The 18,067-nt window shown below is 64.5% G+C and carries 15 protein-coding genes; 9 read left to right on the plus strand and 6 right to left on the minus strand.

Going from position 1 to position 18,067, the window contains the following annotated elements; all coding sequences use genetic code 11:
* Window positions 1-32 precede the first annotated feature (32 nt).
* Entirely contained in the window at window positions 33-1,526 is a 1,494-nt protein-coding gene (locus ACM42_RS32375; protein WP_271531893.1) for an FAD-linked oxidase C-terminal domain-containing protein, read from the plus strand.
* Window positions 1,527-1,771: 245 nt separating this feature from the next.
* Here the strand turns inward: ACM42_RS32375 and ACM42_RS32380 are convergent, their stop codons facing one another.
* Entirely contained in the window at window positions 1,772-2,107 is a 336-nt protein-coding gene (locus ACM42_RS32380; RefSeq protein ID WP_028181866.1) for a putative quinol monooxygenase, read from the minus strand.
* A gap of 155 nt (window positions 2,108-2,262) precedes the next feature.
* On the opposite strand from ACM42_RS32380, the gene ACM42_RS32385 reads away from it, so the two are divergent.
* The 4 genes from ACM42_RS32385 (at window position 2,263) to ACM42_RS32400 (ending at window position 6,696) form a co-directional block, all read left to right on the plus strand.
* Complete coding sequence (locus tag ACM42_RS32385; RefSeq protein WP_271531895.1) at window positions 2,263-3,501, plus strand: FAD-binding protein; 1,239 nt, start codon at window positions 2,263-2,265, stop codon at window positions 3,499-3,501.
* Window positions 3,498-4,820: a glycolate oxidase subunit GlcF gene (gene glcF / locus ACM42_RS32390; protein WP_271531897.1), complete on the plus strand. Its 1,323-nt coding sequence runs from the start codon at window positions 3,498-3,500 to the stop codon at window positions 4,818-4,820. Before ACM42_RS32385 ends, glcF begins: the two co-directional genes overlap by 4 nt.
* An 86-nt stretch (window positions 4,821-4,906) precedes the next feature.
* Window positions 4,907-5,281 (plus strand): histone, encoded by a 375-nt coding sequence (locus ACM42_RS32395; protein ID WP_271531899.1) that lies wholly within the window; start codon window positions 4,907-4,909, stop codon window positions 5,279-5,281.
* 404 nt (window positions 5,282-5,685) lie between these two features.
* Entirely contained in the window at window positions 5,686-6,696 is a 1,011-nt protein-coding gene (locus ACM42_RS32400) for a TorF family putative porin (protein ID WP_271531900.1), read from the plus strand.
* 280 nt (window positions 6,697-6,976) lie between these two features.
* Here ACM42_RS32400 and ACM42_RS32405 read toward each other — a convergent pair whose 3' ends face one another.
* Window positions 6,977-8,740 carry an ABC transporter ATP-binding protein/permease gene (locus ACM42_RS32405; protein WP_271531902.1) on the minus strand — a complete coding sequence of 588 codons (1,764 nt, stop codon included), beginning with the start codon at window positions 8,738-8,740 and terminating at the stop codon, window positions 6,977-6,979.
* A 311-nt stretch (window positions 8,741-9,051) separates the two neighbouring features.
* Between ACM42_RS32405 and ACM42_RS32410 the strand changes: the two genes are divergently transcribed.
* A complete protein-coding gene (locus tag ACM42_RS32410) occupies window positions 9,052-10,716 on the plus strand; it encodes an L-lactate permease (RefSeq protein WP_271531904.1) in 1,665 nt (554 codons plus the stop codon).
* Window positions 10,717-10,849: 133 nt separating this feature from the next.
* Window positions 10,850-11,248: an META domain-containing protein gene (locus ACM42_RS32415; RefSeq protein ID WP_271531907.1), complete on the plus strand. Its 399-nt coding sequence runs from the start codon at window positions 10,850-10,852 to the stop codon at window positions 11,246-11,248.
* Window positions 11,249-11,616: 368 nt separating this feature from the next.
* Here ACM42_RS32415 and ACM42_RS32420 read toward each other — a convergent pair whose 3' ends face one another.
* The 3 genes from ACM42_RS32420 to ACM42_RS32430 form a co-directional block, all read right to left on the minus strand.
* A complete protein-coding gene (locus tag ACM42_RS32420) occupies window positions 11,617-12,828 on the minus strand; it encodes a hypothetical protein (protein WP_271531909.1) in 1,212 nt (403 codons plus the stop codon).
* 141 nt (window positions 12,829-12,969) lie between these two features.
* Entirely contained in the window at window positions 12,970-14,601 is a 1,632-nt protein-coding gene (gene groL / locus ACM42_RS32425) for a chaperonin GroEL (RefSeq protein WP_271531911.1), read from the minus strand.
* A 159-nt stretch (window positions 14,602-14,760) separates the two neighbouring features.
* Window positions 14,761-15,057, minus strand: a complete 297-nt coding sequence (locus ACM42_RS32430; protein WP_025033779.1) for a co-chaperone GroES — start codon at window positions 15,055-15,057, stop codon at window positions 14,761-14,763.
* A gap of 316 nt (window positions 15,058-15,373) precedes the next feature.
* On the opposite strand from ACM42_RS32430, the gene ACM42_RS32435 reads away from it, so the two are divergent.
* Window positions 15,374-15,895 (plus strand): hypothetical protein, encoded by a 522-nt coding sequence (locus tag ACM42_RS32435; protein WP_028179558.1) that lies wholly within the window; start codon window positions 15,374-15,376, stop codon window positions 15,893-15,895.
* 176 nt (window positions 15,896-16,071) lie between these two features.
* Here ACM42_RS32435 and ACM42_RS32440 read toward each other — a convergent pair whose 3' ends face one another.
* Window positions 16,072-16,851, minus strand: coding sequence for a protein phosphatase CheZ (locus ACM42_RS32440; protein ID WP_271531914.1), 780 nt, complete (start codon window positions 16,849-16,851; stop codon window positions 16,072-16,074).
* Window positions 16,852-17,166: 315 nt separating this feature from the next.
* On the opposite strand from ACM42_RS32440, the gene ACM42_RS32445 reads away from it, so the two are divergent.
* Window positions 17,167-17,967, plus strand: a complete 801-nt coding sequence (locus tag ACM42_RS32445; RefSeq protein ID WP_271531916.1) for a L,D-transpeptidase — start codon at window positions 17,167-17,169, stop codon at window positions 17,965-17,967.
* Window positions 17,968-18,067 lie beyond the last annotated feature (100 nt).

An 18,067-nucleotide genomic window follows, 5' to 3' on the forward strand; every position in this document is an offset into this window, starting at 1 on the left:
TGATCGTGGGCTGTGAGCCGGAAGGATATGTCATGACCATCATGATGCCTGCGAGCGACCAGGCGGTGCTCGCGCGCCGCGCGGAGATCATTGCTGCGTTGCGCGCAATCGTCCCCGGTGAGGGCGTGATCGACAGCGCAGCCGAGATGCGGGCGTATGAATCCGACGGGCTGACCGCCTACCGGCAGCCGCCGATGGTCGTGGTGCTGCCCGATACGACCGAGCAGGTCTCGCTCGTCCTGAAATATTGTGCTGCACAAGGCATCAAGGTGGTGCCGCGCGGCTCCGGCACCTCGCTGTCCGGCGGCGCGCTGCCGCTCGAAGACGGCGTGCTGCTGGGGCTCGGCAAGTTCAAGCGCATTCGCGAGATCGATTTCGACAACCGCGTCGTCGTCACCGAGCCCGGCGTCACCAATCTTGCGATCAGCCAGGCGGTCGCGCATGCCGGCTTCTACTACGCGCCCGATCCGTCCTCGCAGATCGCCTGCTCGATCGGCGGCAATGTCGCCGAGAATTCCGGCGGCGTTCATTGCCTGAAATACGGCATGACCACCAACAACGTGCTCGGTTGCGAGATCGTGCTGATGAGCGGCGAGATCCTCCGCATCGGCGGCAAGTCGGCGGAGAACGCGGGCTACGATTTGATGGGCGTCATCACCGGATCGGAAGGCCTGCTCGGCGTCATCACCGAGATCACGGTGCGCATCCTGCAGAAGCCGGAGACGGCGCGCGCGCTGATGGTCGGCTTTGCAGAGGTCGAGGCGGCCGGCGAATGTGTGGCGCGCATCATCGGTGCCGGCATCATTCCGGGCGGCATGGAGATGATGGACAAGCCGGCGATCCACGCCGCCGAGGCCTTCGTCCATGCCGGCTATCCCCTCGACGTCGAGGCGCTTCTGATCATCGAGCTCGACGGTCCCAAGATCGAGGTCGACGAGCTGATCACGCGGGTCGAGACGATCGCCAATGCCTGCGGCTCGACCACGTGCCAGATCTCGACCTCGGAGGCCGAGCGCAACCTGTTCTGGGCCGGCCGCAAGGCCGCGTTTCCGGCGGTGGGCCGCATCTCGCCGGACTATCTCTGCATGGACGGCACGATCCCGCGCGGCGCGCTGCCGAAGGCGCTGGCGCGCATCCGCGAGCTCTCGGAAAAATACCAGCTCGGCTGCGCCAACGTGTTCCACGCCGGCGACGGCAATCTGCATCCGCTGATCCTCTACGATGCCAACAAGCCCGGCGAGATCGAGCGCGCCGAAGCCTTCGGCGCCGACATCCTGCGCGCCTGCGTCGAGTTCGGCGGCGTGCTCACCGGCGAGCACGGCGTCGGCATCGAGAAGCGCGATCTCATGCCCGAGATGTTTTCCGAGATCGACCTCAACCAGCAGCAGCGGCTGAAATGCGCCTTCGATGCGCAGGGCCTGCTCAATCCCGGAAAGGTGTTTCCGACCCTGCACCGCTGCGCCGAGCTCGGCCGCATGCATGTGCATGCCGGCAAGCTGGCGTTCCCGGATTTGCCGCGGTTCTAGAAGTGCGCTGTGAAACGTGAGGTCGGCGATCGTTTCCCCTCTCCCCCTGTGGCAGGGCAATCGCATAGGGCGTTCTTGAAAGACCTGAGCGCGCGCCTTGTCCTTCGAGACGACCGCTTCGCGGTCCCTCTCCATGAACCACCTCAGATGACGTCTGACAGGTCGTTCCATGCTGAGGGCCCACCAAGGGTGGGCGTCTCGAAGGATGGCCACAGGCGGAATCACTCGCATGTGCGATTGCGCGCTCACAGCAATCCGTATTGCGCCCGCTCCCGTCTCGCCAGGAGCGGCAGCGCCTGTCCCGCGATGTAGGTCTTGAAATGCGCGCTCTCCTGGTGCGCCTTGAACGCGGCTTCGTCGCGGAACAGCTCGTAGAAAAGGAACTGCGCCGGATTGTCCTTGGCGCGGCTGATCAGGAACAGCTTGACGCCTGGCTCGCCCTGCGCCTGCGGGAGGAAGCCGCGCAGGATCTCGGCGACCCGATCGGCCTCCTCGGCCTTGGCTTCCCATTGCGCCACGACGAGAAGTCCGCCGCCGACGGCCTGATGGACGGCGCGTTGGTTCATTGCCTGTTCGTTCATGATGGAGCTCCTTTGCGACGAGATATCTCCAATCGGTAGCAAAGCTCGGGGCGGCAATGGTTCGATGACGATCGTAATGCGGATGTCGCAGGGCGGCACTGCGCTTCGTCGCGCGTCGAATTGATTTCCTGCGCAAATTTCGCTACCGCCTTCCCGTGGATACGCTCAAGGTCAGAGACGCCAAAGACGTTGAACAGGTGGTGCGCGCGGCGATTGCCAATGAGCAGCCGCTCGAGATCATCGGTCATGGCAGCAAGCGCAGCATCGGCCACGCCATGGCCACCAACGCTGTCCTCGATCTCTCGGCGCTGAATGCCGTCACCTCCTACGAGCCGAACGAACTCATCATCACCCTCCAGGCCGGCGCGCCGGTGGGCGACGTGCTGTCCCTGATCGATGCCAAGAACCAGCAATTCGCCTTCGAGCCGATGGACACCGCGCCGCTGCTCGGCGCGCCCGCGTGCGGCACCATCGGCGGCATGATCGCGGCCGGGCTCGCCGGACCGCGGCGGATCAGGGCCGGCGGGGCGCGCGACCATCTCCTGGGGGCGCACGCCGTCTCGGGCTTCGGCGACAGCTTCAAGACCGGCGGCAGGGTGGTGAAGAACGTCACCGGCTACGACCTCTGCAAGCTGCTCGCGGGGTCCTGGGGCACGCTGTCGGTGATGACGGAGGTCACGCTCAAGGTGATGCCCAAGCCCGAGGCTGAGCGGACGCTGCTGCTGCTCGGGCTGGATGCCGCCGCCGCCAACAAGGCCATGACCGCGGCGCTCGGTTCGCCCTTCGACGTCTCCGGTGCCGCGCATCTGCCGAAATCGGAACTCCGGGCCAAGGTCGAGGGGCTTGGCGACATCGCGGGCCAGGGCGAGGCGCTGACCGTGCTGCGGCTCGAGGGCATCACCGCCTCCGCCGCCCACCGCGCGAACTCGCTGTGTGAATTGCTGGCGCCGTTCGGAACCGCGACGCTGGTCGAGGACGCGGCCTCCGCGGCGCTGTGGGCCGCGATCCGCGATGTGCTGCCGTTTGCGGCCAGCGGCGCGCTCGGCGCCTGGCCGGTGTGGCGGATCGTCTGTCCGCCGGCCTCGGGCGCGACACTCGGCACGCAATTGGCACGCGAGACGGGGGGCGATTTGATTTACGACTGGGGCGGCGGGCTGATCTGGGCGGCAGTGCCACCGAAGCCGGACGCGCATGCCCCGGCCGTGCGCGAGCGCACGAACGCGGTCGGTGGGCACGCCACGCTGATCCGGGCGGCCGAGGATGTCAGGCGCACGATCGACGTGTTCCAGCCGCAGGCGCCCGGGATCGCCGCCCTCAGCGAGCGGGTACGTGCCAGCTTCGATCCAAAGGCCATTCTCAACCGCGGACGTCTAAGCCGGGGCGCTGCGTCATGAAGACCGAATTCTCGCTCGCGCAACTCGCCGACCCCGACATCGCGGAAGCCGACAAGATCCTGCGTGCCTGCGTCCATTGCGGCTTCTGCACTGCAACCTGTCCGACCTATGTGCTGCTCGGCGACGAGCTCGATAGCCCGCGCGGCCGCATCTACCTGATCAAGGAGATGCTGGAGAAGGACCAGGCGCCGACGGCCGAGGTGGTCAAGCATATCGACCGCTGCCTGTCGTGCCTTGCCTGCATGACAACCTGCCCCTCGGGGGTGAACTACATGCACCTCGTCGACCAGGCCCGGGTCCGGATCGAGCAGCGTTATCAGCGGCCGCTGGCCGAGCGGCTGCTGCGCCATGTGCTGGCCTTCGTCCTGCCGGACCCGCAGCGCTTCCGCATCAGCATGTGGCTGGCGCGGCTGGTTCGTCCGCTCGGCGTCTTGCTGCCGACGCCCCGGCCTTCGGCGACGCCCGGATTGGTCCAGCGCATCAAGGCGATGCTGGCGCTGGCCCCGAACCAATTGCCGCCGGCCGGGCCTGCCGCGGGCAGCGTGTTCGCAGCGCTCGGCAGGAAGCGCGGACGTGTGGCGCTCCTCCAGGGCTGCGCCCAGCAGGTGCTGGCGCCGCGCATCAACCAGGCCGCCATCAGCCTCCTCACCCGCCACGGCATCGAGGTGGTCCTGGTCCGCGACGAGCAGTGCTGCGGTGCGCTGACCCATCACCTCGGCAACGACCAGGATGCGCTGGCGCGAGCTCGCGCCAACGTCGCGGCGTGGCGGAAGGAAGCGGCCGGCGAGGGGCTCGACGCCATCCTGGTGACGACCTCCGGCTGCGGCACGGTCATCAAGGACTATGGCTATCTCCTGCGCGAGGACTCCGCGTTCGCGGCCGATGCGGCGAAGGTGTCGGCGCTCGCCAAGGACATCACCGAATACGTCGCCGGCCTCGAACTCACGACAACTGCGAGACAGGACGACATCGTCGTCGCCTATCACTCCGCGTGTTCGTTGCAGCACGGGCAGAAAATCACGGGCCTTCCGAAAGAATTGCTTTCCAAGAATGGATTCGTGGTGAAAGATGTGCCCGAGAGCCATTTGTGTTGCGGTTCGGCGGGGACCTACAACATTCTCCAGCCCGAGCTTGCGGGCCGGTTGCGCGATCGCAAGGTCGCCAACATCGCAAGCGTCAAGCCGGACATGATTGCCGCGGGCAATATCGGCTGCATGGTGCAGATTGCCAGTGGCACGTCAGTTCCGGTCGTACACACGATTGAGCTTCTCGATTGGGCTACGGGCGGGTCGCGGCCGACACCGAACGCACAAGTTTGAGCTTTCAAAGGCTCGGGCTTTCGTCCGGAGGTGACGGCAGAACGACGCCCGATCGACCATTGTTCGGCGGCAACAGGAGGACCACGATGGCGAAAGCGAAGAAGAAGAAAAGCAAGAAGGCCAAAAAAGCGAAGAAGGCCGTAGCAGCGAGGAAGACCGCAAGGAAGTCGGCCAAGAAGTCCGCAAAGAAGTCTGCCAAGAAGACTGCAAAGAAAGCTGCGAAGAAGTCTGCCAAGAAGGCAGCCCCGAAGAAAGCCGCCAGGAAGGCTGCGGCGAAGTCGGCCAAGAAGGCCGCACCCAAGAAGGCCGCGAAGAAAGCGGCACCGAAGAAGGCGAAGGCAGCTCCTGCTCCGAAGCCCTCGGCACCGGTGGAAGCTCCGGCTCCCGAGCCCGCCTCCGAGACAAGCTGGGCGATGCCTTCGTCTTCTGCGGAACCGGCGCCGGCAGAGGGCCAGGGGTAAGCCCGGCCGCTCGTTGCCTCTTGAAGCGATCTGCAATCACAGGAAGGCCGCGGCGCCGGGCGCTGCGGCCTTTTTGCATCGTCGCAAGCTGATTCAGGCTCAGCCGTTTGCCCCACCTGTCCGATTCGTGGCTTGGGTGTCACCCAGCCGAAGACCCCCGGACTTACACGGGGCTCCTGTGCACTTTGGAATATAAATAATGTGATCGGGAAGCCACACCGGCCAACAACCTTTTGTGAATTGGTCAAAACGCCTAAAAAGTCGGCAGATGCCCGCGCTTTTTGCTTCACGGTTCCTATCCGCCAATCCAGATTGTCGCAGTGATGTAATTTGCAATCAGGTCGAGCACCCCGGGGGGCTTCCGGGATACGACTGGGGTCTAAGAACTGGCGATGGGGATCGAAATGAAAAAAGTGGTTTTGTTGGCAACGGCGCTGGCAATGGTAACGGGCTCGGCTTTCGCGGCAGACTTGCGGGTGAAAGCGCTGAAGGCCCCGCCGCCGCCGGCCTTCGATCCCTGGGACATCGCCTTCGGCGGTGGGATCATGAGTGATTACATCTTCCGCGGTATCACCCAGTCGAACCACAAGCCGTCGGTCACGGCCTATTTCGAGCCGCGCTACAACGTCACCAAGGACCTCCAGCTCTACGTCGGTACGTCCGCCTCGAGCATCTCGTTCCCGAACCGCGCCGCGGCCGAAGTCGACATCTACGGCGGTATCCGCCCGACCTTCGGTGCGTTCGCCTTCGACATCGGCGTCTGGGGTTACCTGTATCCGGGTGGCAGCTGCTATTTCGGCGGCAACGGTGTCGACTTTGCCGGCAACTTCCAAGGCGACAATTGCGCCGAGAAAGCCCTGCTCAACACCAACGTGATCAAGAAGGACCTGAGCTTCTTCGAAGTCTACGGCAAGTTCACCTACACCGTGAACGAGAACTGGTCGTTCGGCATCAACGAATACTACACGCCGAGCTACCTGAACTCGGGCGCCTGGGGCAACTACACCTCGATCGTGGGCAAATATATCGCGCCCAGCACCGTGTTCGGCTCGAGTGGCGTCGGCATGTACGTGTCGGGTGAGTTCGGCCGTCAGTGGCTCGGCACCTCGGACAGCTTCTACGGCGTGGCGGCTTTCCCGAACGGCATCAAATATGCCGATTACAACACCTGGAATGTCGGCATCGGCTTCACCTACAAGGTGATGACGCTGGATCTGCGCTACTCCGACACGGACCTGTCGAAGGGCGACTGTAACGCCTTCACGAGCGATTTTTCGGCGCGCGGCAACATCAGCGCGTCCTCGGGCACCTTCGTTACCCCGATCAATCCGTCGGGCGTCGGCTCCAACTGGTGCGGCGCGGCCGGCATCGCAAAGCTGTCGTTCGACCTGACGGCGATGAGCAATCTGAAGTAAGTTTCTTTCCGAAACGACTTTAGCGAGGGCGGCGGGGCAACCTGCCGCCCTTTTGCTTTGGGTCTAATAGCACGCTGCTGGAGTTTGGCCGTGGCGTGTGCGGTGAGGGCCCGATGTTGCCACATCGTCATGGCCGGGCCTGACCAGCCCTGTCTCGGCCATCAACGTATCGCGTGCAGCTCCAGAAGGACGTGCATGCCCGGGCTTTCGCCTCGCCGAAGCGGCCTCGGCTGCGCAGGCGGGACAAGCCCGGGCATGACGAACGTGTGGGCGCGGCGGTTCAGCGCGCCGCGGTCGGCTCTGCCCGGGCGGGCTCGCCACCTCTGCCGACAACGTGGATCGCACCATCCTTGACCAATGCCACCTTACGCGTGTGGAAGGCGTCAAGCGTCGAGCGGTGGCCGATCGAGACGATGGTGGCGTGCGGCAGCTTCTCCGCCAGGAGCCGATAAAGCCGGGCCTCCGACGGCTCGTCCAGCGACGCCGTCGCCTCGTCCAGGAAGAGATAGTCCGGTACATGCAACAGCGCGCGCGCAAGCCCCAGGCGCTGCTGCTCGCCGAGCGACAGCATCCGGTTCCAGTGGCCGTCCTCCTCGAGCCGCTCGGCAAGGTCGGGCAGCCCGACGGCGATCAATGCGTCGCGGACTTGCGCGGCGTCGAACGCGCCGGGGGCTGCCGGGTAGACAACGGCATCGCGCAACATGCCGACCGGAAAATAGGGCCGCTGTGGCAGCATCATCAGCTTTGCCTTCTCGGGGATGACAACTGTGCCGGTACCGAACGGCCAAATGCCGGCGATGGCCCGGAACAGCGTGGACTTGCCGGAGCCCGAAGGTCCGGTCACCAACACGCGCTCCGACGTCTCGATGGTGAAGGCCTTGGCGGCGACCAGCGGTGTGCCGTTGGGCAGGTTCACGCAGAGCTGCTCGAGGTCGATATGGCGGCCGCCGCCGGCGACCTCCAGCGCGATGGCAGGCTCATGTGCCGGCAGGTTCGCGGCTGAATCGACGGACATCTCGAAGCCATCGAGGCGCGCAACGATCGAGCGCCACTCCGCCAGAGACCGGTAGGCCGTGACGAAGAACGACAGCGCGCCCTGTACGCTGGAGAAGGCGGACGCGGTCTGCATCATGTCGCCGAGCTGGATCTTCTTGGCGAAGAAGGCCGGCGCCACCAGCACGTAGGGAAAGATCACTGCGGCCTGCTGATAGCTGGCCGTGAACGCGGTGAGGCGTTTGGTCCGGCTCATGATGGCGTACCAGTTGGCGATTACGAAGCCGAAGCGATCGAGCAGGCGGGCCCGTTCGGCGCCTTCACCCCTAAGCAGCGCGATCTGCTCGGAATTTTCGCGGACGCGGACGAGGTTGAAGCGGAAGTCGGCCTCGTAGCGCTGCTGCTCGAAATTGAGGTTGACCAGCGGTGCGCCGATCCAGTGCGTCAGCGCGGTGCCGAAGATCGCGTAGATCAGCGCGCCCCAGCACAGATAGCCTGGGATCATGAGATCGGTGCCGAACAGGCGTAGCGGCGCGGCGTTGGAAAGGCCCCAAAGGATGATGACGAAAGAGAACAGCGTCACGATCGACGATAGCAGGCCGAGTCCGATGCTCAGGGTCTGCTCGACGAAATTCTTGACGTCCTCGGTGATGCGCTGGTCCGGGTTGTCGGCCGCGTCGCCCTTGAGCTGCATGCGGTAATGCGTGGCGTTCTGAAGCCATTCGCCGAGATAATGCCGAGTGAGCCATTGCCGCCAGCGAATCTGGAGCCACTGGTTCAGGTAAAGCTTGTAGACAGCCAGCGCGATATAGGTGGACGCGAGCGCGACGAAGATCCAGATCTCTCTGACGAAGGTGTCCCAGTCGCTGTTCTGGAGCGCGCTGTAGAACCGGTTCTGCCACTGGTTCACCAGCACGTCGATCGCGACCAGTGCCAGCTCCATCGCGACCACGGCGGCGAGCAGGCCGCGGCCGGCCCATTTGTCCTCGGATCGGAAATAAGGGACGGCGATTCGCCAGACGATCGCGAGCGTGGCGCTGATGTTCTTCACAGAGCAGGGTCTCCTCGGGAGATGTGCATAGCGGCCCAGAGCCAAAGACTTGAGGCAATGGCGGAAACGGGCGCGCTTAGACTAAAGTCTCAAGATCTGCAATTTGCGTTGGATTGTCGCAGCCCACAACCCTAGCATGGGGTTCGACGGCGCGGGGCGGGGTGATCTGGGATTTCGCGAGCTTGTGAGCGGACGGGAACCGCCCGCATTCGCGAGGAATTGCGTCCAGCTCGGGGGTATCACTTTCAGCGTCAAGCAGGACCGGCTCTCCACGCGGGCCGCCTGTCGCAACATGCGTGGGGAGAAAGTCCATGTGGAATCAGATCTATGATCCGCTCAACAGCCCGGTGCTGTCGACCATCGCGGCGGCGGTGCCCGTCGTCACGCTGCTGGTCCTCATCGCGAGCGGCCGCGTCCAGGCGCATATTGCGGCCGTCATCGCCGTGATCGTGACCAACCTGGTCACGATCTTCGTTTTCACCATGCCCGCGAACATGTCGATCCGCGCCTCGGCGCTGGGCATCGTCACCGGGTTCTTCCCCATCGGCTGGATCGTCCTCAACGTCATCTTCCTCTACCAGGTGACGGTGAGCACCGGGCGCTTCGAATTGCTCAAGCGCGCCATCGGCGGCGTCACCGAGGACCGGCGGCTGCAATTGCTGCTGATCGCGTTCTCGTTCGGTGCGTTCTTCGAGGGCGCCTCCGGCTTCGGCACGCCGGTCGCGATCACCGGCGCCGTGCTGATCGGGCTCGGCTTCTCGCCGCTCGCAGCCTCCGGCCTGTCGCTGATCGCCAATACCGCGCCGGTCGCCTATGGCGCGCTGGGCACGCCGATCCAGGGCCTCGCTTCGGTCACTGGCTTCGATCCCTACATCCTGGGCGCGATGGTCGGCCGGCAATTGCCGTTCTTCTCGCTGATCGTGCCGTTCTGGGTGGTGTGGGCGTTCGCCGGATGGAAAGGCATGAAGGACGTCTGGCCGGCGATCCTCGTCACCGGCATATCGTTTGCCGTCCCGCAATTCGTGATTTCGAACTACATCAATCCCTGGATCGTCGACATCGGCGCCTCGCTGATCTCGATGGGGGCGCTGATCCTGTTCCTGAAGGTGTGGCAACCGAAGCAGCTTTGGCTGTCGCCGGCGCTGCGGGGCCACGATGAATCGGCCTCGACCATGGCGGCGGCGAGGCCGCTCGACAAGACGCCGCTGACGCAGGCCGAGCTCTTCAATGCGCTTCTTCCCTGGATCATCGTCTGCATCGTGATGCTGATCTGGGGCAATGGCGCCTTCAAGGGCTGGGCGAACTCGATCTTCGTCTGGAACTATCCCGTGCCGGAGCTGCACCAGATGATCAACAAGATGCCGCCGGTCGCTCCAGGGCCGACGAAAGAGGCTGCGGTGTTCAGCTTCACATACCTGTCGTTCACCGGCACGGGCATGCTGCTTGCGGCGATCATCTCCGGCGTCCTGATGGGCGTCGCTCCCGGCCGGCTCGTGGCCGAGTATGGCCGCACCATACGTCTGTGCGCGATCTCGCTGATCACGATCTCGGCCATGCTCGCGATCGGCACCTTGACGCGTCTGTCCGGCGTCGACGCAACGCTGGGTCTCGCCTTTGCCGCGACCGGTGTGTTCTATCCCTTCTTCGGCACGCTGCTCGGCTGGCTCGGCGTGGCGCTGACGGGATCGGATACGTCGTCCAATATCCTGTTCGGCAACCTCCAGAAGATCACCTCCGAGCAACTCGGCCTGTCGCCGATCCTGATGGCCGCGGCGAACTCCTCCGGCGGCGTGATGGGCAAGATGATCGACGCCCAGTCGATCGTGGTCGCCTCCACCGCCACAAACTGGTACGGGCATGAGGGCACCATCCTGCGCTTCGTGTTCTGGCACTCGATCGTGCTGGCGTGCCTCGTCGGTGTGCTCGTGACGTTGCAGGCCTATGTCTGGCCGTTCACGGCGATGGTCCTGAAATAGACGCCGGCGCCTCGTTCGAGGCAAATCCCCGCGAGGTTCGCCCCCGCGGGGATTTTTTGCATCTGGGCGAACCTTCTCAATGGCATCGCCATCTTATAGAAGGTGCCGCAAATCAGGTCGGTCGAGAGGTCTCATGGTTTCGCCCAAGCGATTGGTGTGTGCGGCACTTGCAGTGCTCGCGATGTCCCCGCTCGCGCGTGCCGAGGATGGATTCCCGTTCGGCACCGAGATGACGCTCGAAGCATTGCCGCAGCCCGGCTCGAAGCGGATTCCGAACATCGAGATCGGCGACCATGGCGAAGTCGTGCTGGAGCTCTGGTGCAAAGGCGGCAAGGGCCAGTTCTCGGTTGCCGGCAACACCGTGATCTTCGTTCCCGGCCAGATCCAGGACCGTTCCTGTCCGCCGGCGAAGGTACAGGCCGACGACGAGCTATTGGCCGCGCTCGGCAGCGTCGAAACCTGGAGACGCCAGGGCGATGTGCTGACGCTGATCGGCCCCAAGCCGCTGCGCTTTCGCGTCAACGGGAATTAGCTTCGCTCGTGTCCCGGACAAGGCGCGTCGCCTGAGCGATGCGACGCAGAGCCGGGACCCAGGGATCCCCGACATCGCTTGCGGCTTCCGGGCCCCGGCTCGGTAGCGCATCACTGACGTGCTGCGCCACCGTCCGGGGCACGATAGCTAAAGCGGAATGGCTTTAGGTTGAATCGATTGCCGCGGCTCCTTCACCTCTCCCGCTTGCGGGAGAGGTCGGCGCGAAGCGCCGGTGAGGGCTTTCTCCTCTTGGGGATTGTCCCATTGCGGAAATACCCTCTCCCCGACCCTCTCCCGCGAGCGGGAGAGGGAGTGCACCTCCGTCGTTGCAGCGATCAAGCCTCATCTCATCACGCTCTAGAATAAGCCTACTTCCACTCCGACTTGTCGGCGTCCCAGCGCTGGCCCTTCAGCTCCTTGGCAAGCGCCTCGATCGAGCCGTTGTCGTCAGGCAGATCGCCTTCTTCGTCCAGGCTCGCGTCGTCGGACAGATTGAGCTTGGCACCGCTGCTCTCGTCGGTGGTCGTGGTCGCGGGGCTGCCGATCCAGAGCATGAGCTTGTCGGTGGTGCCGGGCTTGTCCGGCGAGACGAGCCCCGCGACCTCGATCGTGTCGGTGAGGTCGAGCGCCGGAAAATCCTGGTTCGGCCGCTTGAACATCAGCTTGAGCTTGCCGGTCGCGGGGTTGAAGTTCTGCGAGACCGGCTTTGCCGCGAGCGTCCTGCTCAGTACGCTCGCCACCGCAGTCGCGAACTTGCCCTTGTTGATCTTGTCGCCCTCGCGCCAGTCCGCGGCGGGGAAGCGGATGGTGCGATCCATCTCGGTCATGCCCGCGGTCCAGCCTGCGGCCGTGACGCCCGGCATCGCCTTGAATTTCGACAGCAGCGCGCCGGCGCGCTCGGGATCGACCGACATGTTGATGGTCTGCTCGCCTGCGCGCAGTGCGTCGCAGCCGACGGTGAGGCTCGCCAGCGTCACCTCGATCTCCTGGCCCTTCAGGCTCTTCAGGAAGTCGGTTGCCGCGTCGAGCTTGACCTTGACTGCGATCGCTTCCGGCGAGACGTCGGTGAAATCCTTCGGCTGCGGCGTGATGCCGTCGTCGGAGGTCTGGTTGTCCAGGAATTCCCTTTCGCTGAGATCGGAATTGTCGGGCGAGGTGACCTCGGTCACCGCCTGGCCGATTGCGATCTGGCCGCGGAATTCGAACGTGTCGCCGGACTGTTTGCGCGTCAGCTTGACGCTGACCGGCGACTTCTCACCGATGCTCTGCGTCGTTCCCGTCAGCGTCTGGCCGGCGACCTGGAGATTGACGACGAAGCGGTCCTTGCGGTCGGAGTTTTTCGCGATCGGGTAACAGACGTCGAGCACCGCCGCGGTGACCGTCTTGCCCTGGCGCGTCTCCTTCAGGATCACGTCGGCATTGCCGTCCATCAGCCCGTCGATCGAGGTGAAATAGCGCGTCTCGATTCCGCCCGGCGCCGTCGCCTTCGGCGACAGCTTCATCTGGGCGGAGGCGAACTCGGGCGAGACGGCGAGCAGAGCCGCCAGAAGGGCAGTCGAACAAACCAGAAGCGCGCGCATCGACGAAGACCTCGAGCAATCAGAATCGGCGCCACCGTAGTGGTTTTTGGCTGCCGGTTGAATTGGAAAGCGGAGAGGCAGGGTCGGCAAAAAAGAAGGCCGCCCGGAGGCGGCCTTCGCAATACTGCAATGGAACGAAGCCTAGAAGCCGCCCATGCCGCCGCCGGCCGGCATGGCCGGCGGAGCTTCCTTCTTCGGCAGCTCGGCGACCATGGCTTCGGTGGTCACCAGCAGGCCGGCCACGGAGGAGGCGTCCTGGAGCGCGGTGCGCACCACCTTGGCGGGATCGATGATGCCCTTCTCGACCATGTCGACATAGTCCTCGTTCTGGGCGTCGAAGCCGAAGGTCTCGGACTTGTTCTCCAGGATCTTGCCGACGACGATCGAGCCTTCCACGCCCGCGTTCTCGGAGATCTGGCGGATCGGGGCTTCCAGTGCCTTCAGCACGATGTTGATGCCGGCCTGGACGTCGTCATTGGCGTTGGTGAGACGGCCCACCGCCTTCTTGGCGCGGAGCAGCGCGACGCCGCCGCCGGGGACGATGCCTTCCTGCACCGCAGCGCGGGTGGCATTGAGCGCATCCTCGACGCGGTCCTTCTTCTCCTTGACCTCGATCTCGGTGGCGCCGCCGACGCGGATCACCGCGACGCCGCCGGCGAGCTTGGCGAGGCGCTCCTGGAGCTTCTCACGGTCGTAGTCCGAGGTGGTCTCCTCGATCTGGGCCTTGATCTGGCCGACGCGCGCCTCGATGTCGGGCTTCTTGCCGGCGCCCTTGACGATCGTGGTGTTTTCCTTGTCGATCACCACCTTGCCCGCGCGTCCAAGCATCTTCACCGTGACGTTCTCGAGCTTGATGCCGAGTTCCTCGGAGATGAGCTGGCCGCCGGTGAGGATCGCGATGTCCTCCAGCATGGCCTTGCGGCGGTCACCGAAGCCCGGCGCCTTGACGGCCGCGACCTTGAGGCCGCCACGCAGGCGGTTGACGACCAGGGTGGCCAGCGCCTCGCCCTCGACGTCCTCGGCGATGATGACGAGCGGCTTGCCCGACTGCACCACGGCTTCCAGCACCGGCAGCATGGCCTGCAGGCCCGAGAGCTTCTTCTCGTGCAGGAGGATGTAGGCGTCCTCGAGCTCGGCGGTCATCTTCTCGGCGTTGGTGACGAAGTAGGGGCTGAGATAGCCGCGGTCGAACTTCATGCCTTCGACGATGTCCACCTCGGTGTCGAGCGACTTGTTCTCCTCGACGGTGATGACGCCCTCGTTGCCGACCTTCTGCATCGCCTGGGCGATCATCTTGCCGATGGCGGCGTCACCGTTGGCCGAGATGGTGCCGACCTGGGCGACCTCGGAGGAGGCGGCGACCGGCTTGGCGCGCTTCTCGATGTCCTTGACCACGGCCGCGACCGCGGTGTCGATGCCGCGCTTGAGGTCCATCGGGTTCATGCCGGCGGCAACCGCCTTGGCGCCCTCGCGCACGATGGCCTGGGCCAGCACGGTCGCGGTGGTGGTGCCGTCGCCGGCGGTGTCGTTGGTCTTCGAGGCGACCTCGCGCAGCATCTGGGCGCCCATGTTCTCGAACTTGTCCTCGAGCTCGATCTCCTTGGCGACGGTGACGCCGTCCTTGGTGATGCGGGGCGCGCCGAACGACTTCTCGATGACGACGTTGCGGCCCTTCGGGCCGAGCGTCACCTTGACGGCGTTGGCGAGAATGTCGACGCCGCGCAGCATGCGGTCGCGCGCGTCTCCGGAAAACTTGACGTCCTTGGCAGCCATGTCTGCAATCCCTCGTGTTTCGTGATGTGTCTTGGTTCGTGCTGTGCCGCGCTCTCTCCGTCTTACCGGGCTTGTCCGGCCTGCACGGCCGTGGCCGCTTCGGCGGGGCAAGCCCGGGCATGACGAGGGAGCATTCAGCGGCGGTTCAGGCAGATGGCCTTAGGCCAGCACGCCCATGATGTCCGACTCCTTCATGATCAGGAGCTCTTCGTTGTCGATCTTGACCTCGGTGCCCGACCACTTGCCGAACAGCACGCGGTCGCCGACCTTGAGGTCGATCGGGATCAGCTTGCCGGTCTCATCGCGGCCGCCGGGCCCGACGGCGACGACCTCGCCCTGCGACGGCTTTTCCTTGGCGGTGTCGGGAATGATGATGCCGCCCTTGGTCTTTTCCTCGGCGTCGATACGTTTGACCACGACACGGTCATGCAGCGGACGAAATTTGGATTTAGCCATGACGTTTCCCTTTGGAGGCTCGCTTCGGAAGGAGTGGAAGTCGGTGGGGCGGCGCGTCCGTCCACCCTCTCTCCGAGGGATCGAACGGCGCGCTTAGCAATCGGGCTTTCCGAGTGCTAATAGTGCGCCCGGAAATATGGCTTGGCCGCGATCCTGTCAAGCAAAGGTGGTTAAGCGATTGTTGAGGCGGATATAGGATGGTGGCATTGGAAACTCGTTCGGGGTGTCGGCGTGCAGAAGGACGTCATTGCTCCGGCTGCGGTTTTGCGCTTGGCTGCGGGAGGGGTGCGGCCGTCGTCTTGTTCGGGGGAATGCCATGATCAGTTCAGCTCACGCGCGCACGGTTGCCAATCTGGCGGCAGCCTCTTGTCTGGCGCTGCTGCTGGGCGCCTGCGGCGGCGGCATGAGCCTGCCGCCCTTCTCGTCGTCCTCTCCGCCGCCTGAAGCCGAACCCGGCACGGCGCCGGAAATGCCCGCCACCATCCGCGCGGACGAGATCGTCGGCCGCTGGGGTCTCGCCTCGTTCCAGAACCCGGCCGACCGCGCCCGCACCGAGGCTGCCGCCCGGGCGCAGTGCAAGAACCCCTATGTGATCACCGCTGGCTCCTCCGGCGGCGTGATCATGCATCTGGCCGACCAGGCGACGCCGCAGGAACTGCGCCTGAAGGGCTCGCCGAGCGGCAAGAACTACATCGGACCGGCGGGGCCGACCCCTGGCGAGCAGGATCGCGAGATCATCTCCTTCGACGGCCGCGTCCTGATCACCCGCTTCATCGACAAGGACGCCGCCACCCGCTACGGCAACATGGTCTACGTCCGCTGCGCGCCGCGGGCGTAGTCTCTCTTCTGTCGTTCCGGGGCACGCGAAGCGTGAACTATGGTGCGCACTTGCGCACCTGAGAACCTCGAGATTCCGGGTTCGGTCCTGCGGACCGCCCCGGAATGACGTCATAGGCCAAAACAAAAAAACGCCGGCTTGCGCTGGCGTTTTGTTTTTCCGTATCCCGCGTCCGCTCAGTCGAACAGCGCGTCGATGTCGTCCTGCGAGGCATGGCCGACGTCGCCGGCGAGCTTCGGGCCGTTGAGGAGCTTCTCGTCGTCGCTGCGGTTGTCGACATGCGCGGGGACATGGGCCTTGATGGCGTCGACGCCGCCCCAGATGTCCATCATCGCATTGATGTGCTGCTCGATGAACTTCATCGTGGTCATGACCTTGCTGATGCGCTGGCCGGTCAGGTCCTGGAAGTTGCAGGCCTCGAAGATCGAGATGACGCGTTCCTGGATGTCGTCGGCTAGCCGCTTCTGCTGATCGGCCGAGTCCACCTTGGACATTGCGCTGGCGGCCTGGTCGATCGATTCAGCGGCTTCGAGGATCTGCTGGGTCGCCTGCTCGGTGCCGCCGACCACTGCGCCGAGTTCGCCATTGACCTTGGCCATTTCGCCGCCGTCGAAGCTCTTGCCGTGCAGCGTCGCGATCTCGCGCTTGGTGCGATCGATGGCATCGTGGATGAGGTCGAGCTCGACCTTCAGCTTCTCGCACTGCTCGATCTGTGCCCGATAGGTATCGAGCATGGTGCGCGCTTCGGCAAGCTCGTGGGCCGTCGAGGCGTCGATCGCCGCCATGGCTGCGCTGCCGGACAGTGGGGCGGCGCCCTTCGCCATCTGTGCGCGGATCGCGCGCAGCTCGGCCATGATCTCGCTGTGCATCGGGGGGGCCTCTTCAACTACATCTGGAATGGGCATCTCGCCACCGACGATATCCTCGACACGAAAACGTTTGCGGTGAACAGCCATCAGGAAACTCCCCCCACCTCATTCACGCGTCTTTGTAGGCACAAGCGATTTAACACGAAGTTCACAGCGGGAACTGCCAGGCGGCCGCGGGCGACGCTGCGCGAAGAAGCGATTAACCATGGACGCGCGGCGTTCATGGAAAATAAACGCTGATCGCCAAATTGCGCCGCCACTCGCGACGTGGTGAATCCAAACGCCCGATGCGTTTACCAAACGAAACGGCTTTTGCTCTTTATTGACCACGTCGCGGGCGCCGATCAGCCAGGCAGCTTCCGCGACGCATGTGATCTAGACGAAACAGTACAGAGTACGTCGATGTTCAAGAAAATGTCTGTCGCGCTGCTCGGCAGCGCTTGCACCTTCATGGCCGGCACCAACGACGCCGGCGCCTTCGACAACAGCGTGCCGAACGATCCGCCCGCAGTGCTCTACGCGCCGCAGGTGCCGCCGGCGCCGGTGCGCGTCGCTTCCAATTCGAACATGGGTGGCGGCTTCATCGAGTTCCTGTTCGGCGACGGTCCCGGCCGCGGTCCGGCTTACGCGCCGCAGCAGCCGGTGTATCAGCAGCAGCCGGCCTACTACGATCAGCGCCGCCTGCCGCCGATGGGCGAGCCGCAGATGCAAGGCGCAGCTCTCCAGCAAGAAGCGGTCGACCCGCGGCAGCGTCCGTTCGATCCTAGATTCGAGAAACAACTCGTTGACTATAACGGCAACGAAAGTCCCGGCACGATCGTGGTCGATACGCCGAACAAGTTCCTCTATCTCGTCGAGGGCAACGGCAGGGCGATGCGCTACGGCATCGGCGTCGGCCGTCCCGGCTTCACCTGGTCCGGCGTGAAGTCGATCACCGCCAAGCGCGAATGGCCGGACTGGACGCCGCCGAAGGAAATGCTCGCGCGTCGTCCCGATCTGCCCCGGCACATGGAAGGCGGTCCGGAAAATCCTCTCGGCGCCCGCGCGATGTATCTCGGCTCGACGCTCTACCGCATTCACGGCTCCAACGAGCCCTGGACCATTGGCACCAACGTCTCCTCCGGTTGCATCCGTATGCGCAACGAGGACGTCATCGACCTCTACGGCCGCGTCAATGTCGGCACCAAGGTCGTGGTGATGTGATCGTCGCTACCCTTTCCCCTTGTTACGGGGAGAAGGAAGGGCCTCCGAGCAAGACACATCTCATGAAAACGGCCGCCTCATCGGCGGCCGTTCGCTTGCA

It is taken from the genome of Bradyrhizobium sp. CCBAU 25338, from assembly GCF_028128965.1.
Classification (GTDB): Bacteria; Pseudomonadota; Alphaproteobacteria; order Rhizobiales; family Xanthobacteraceae; genus Bradyrhizobium; species Bradyrhizobium liaoningense.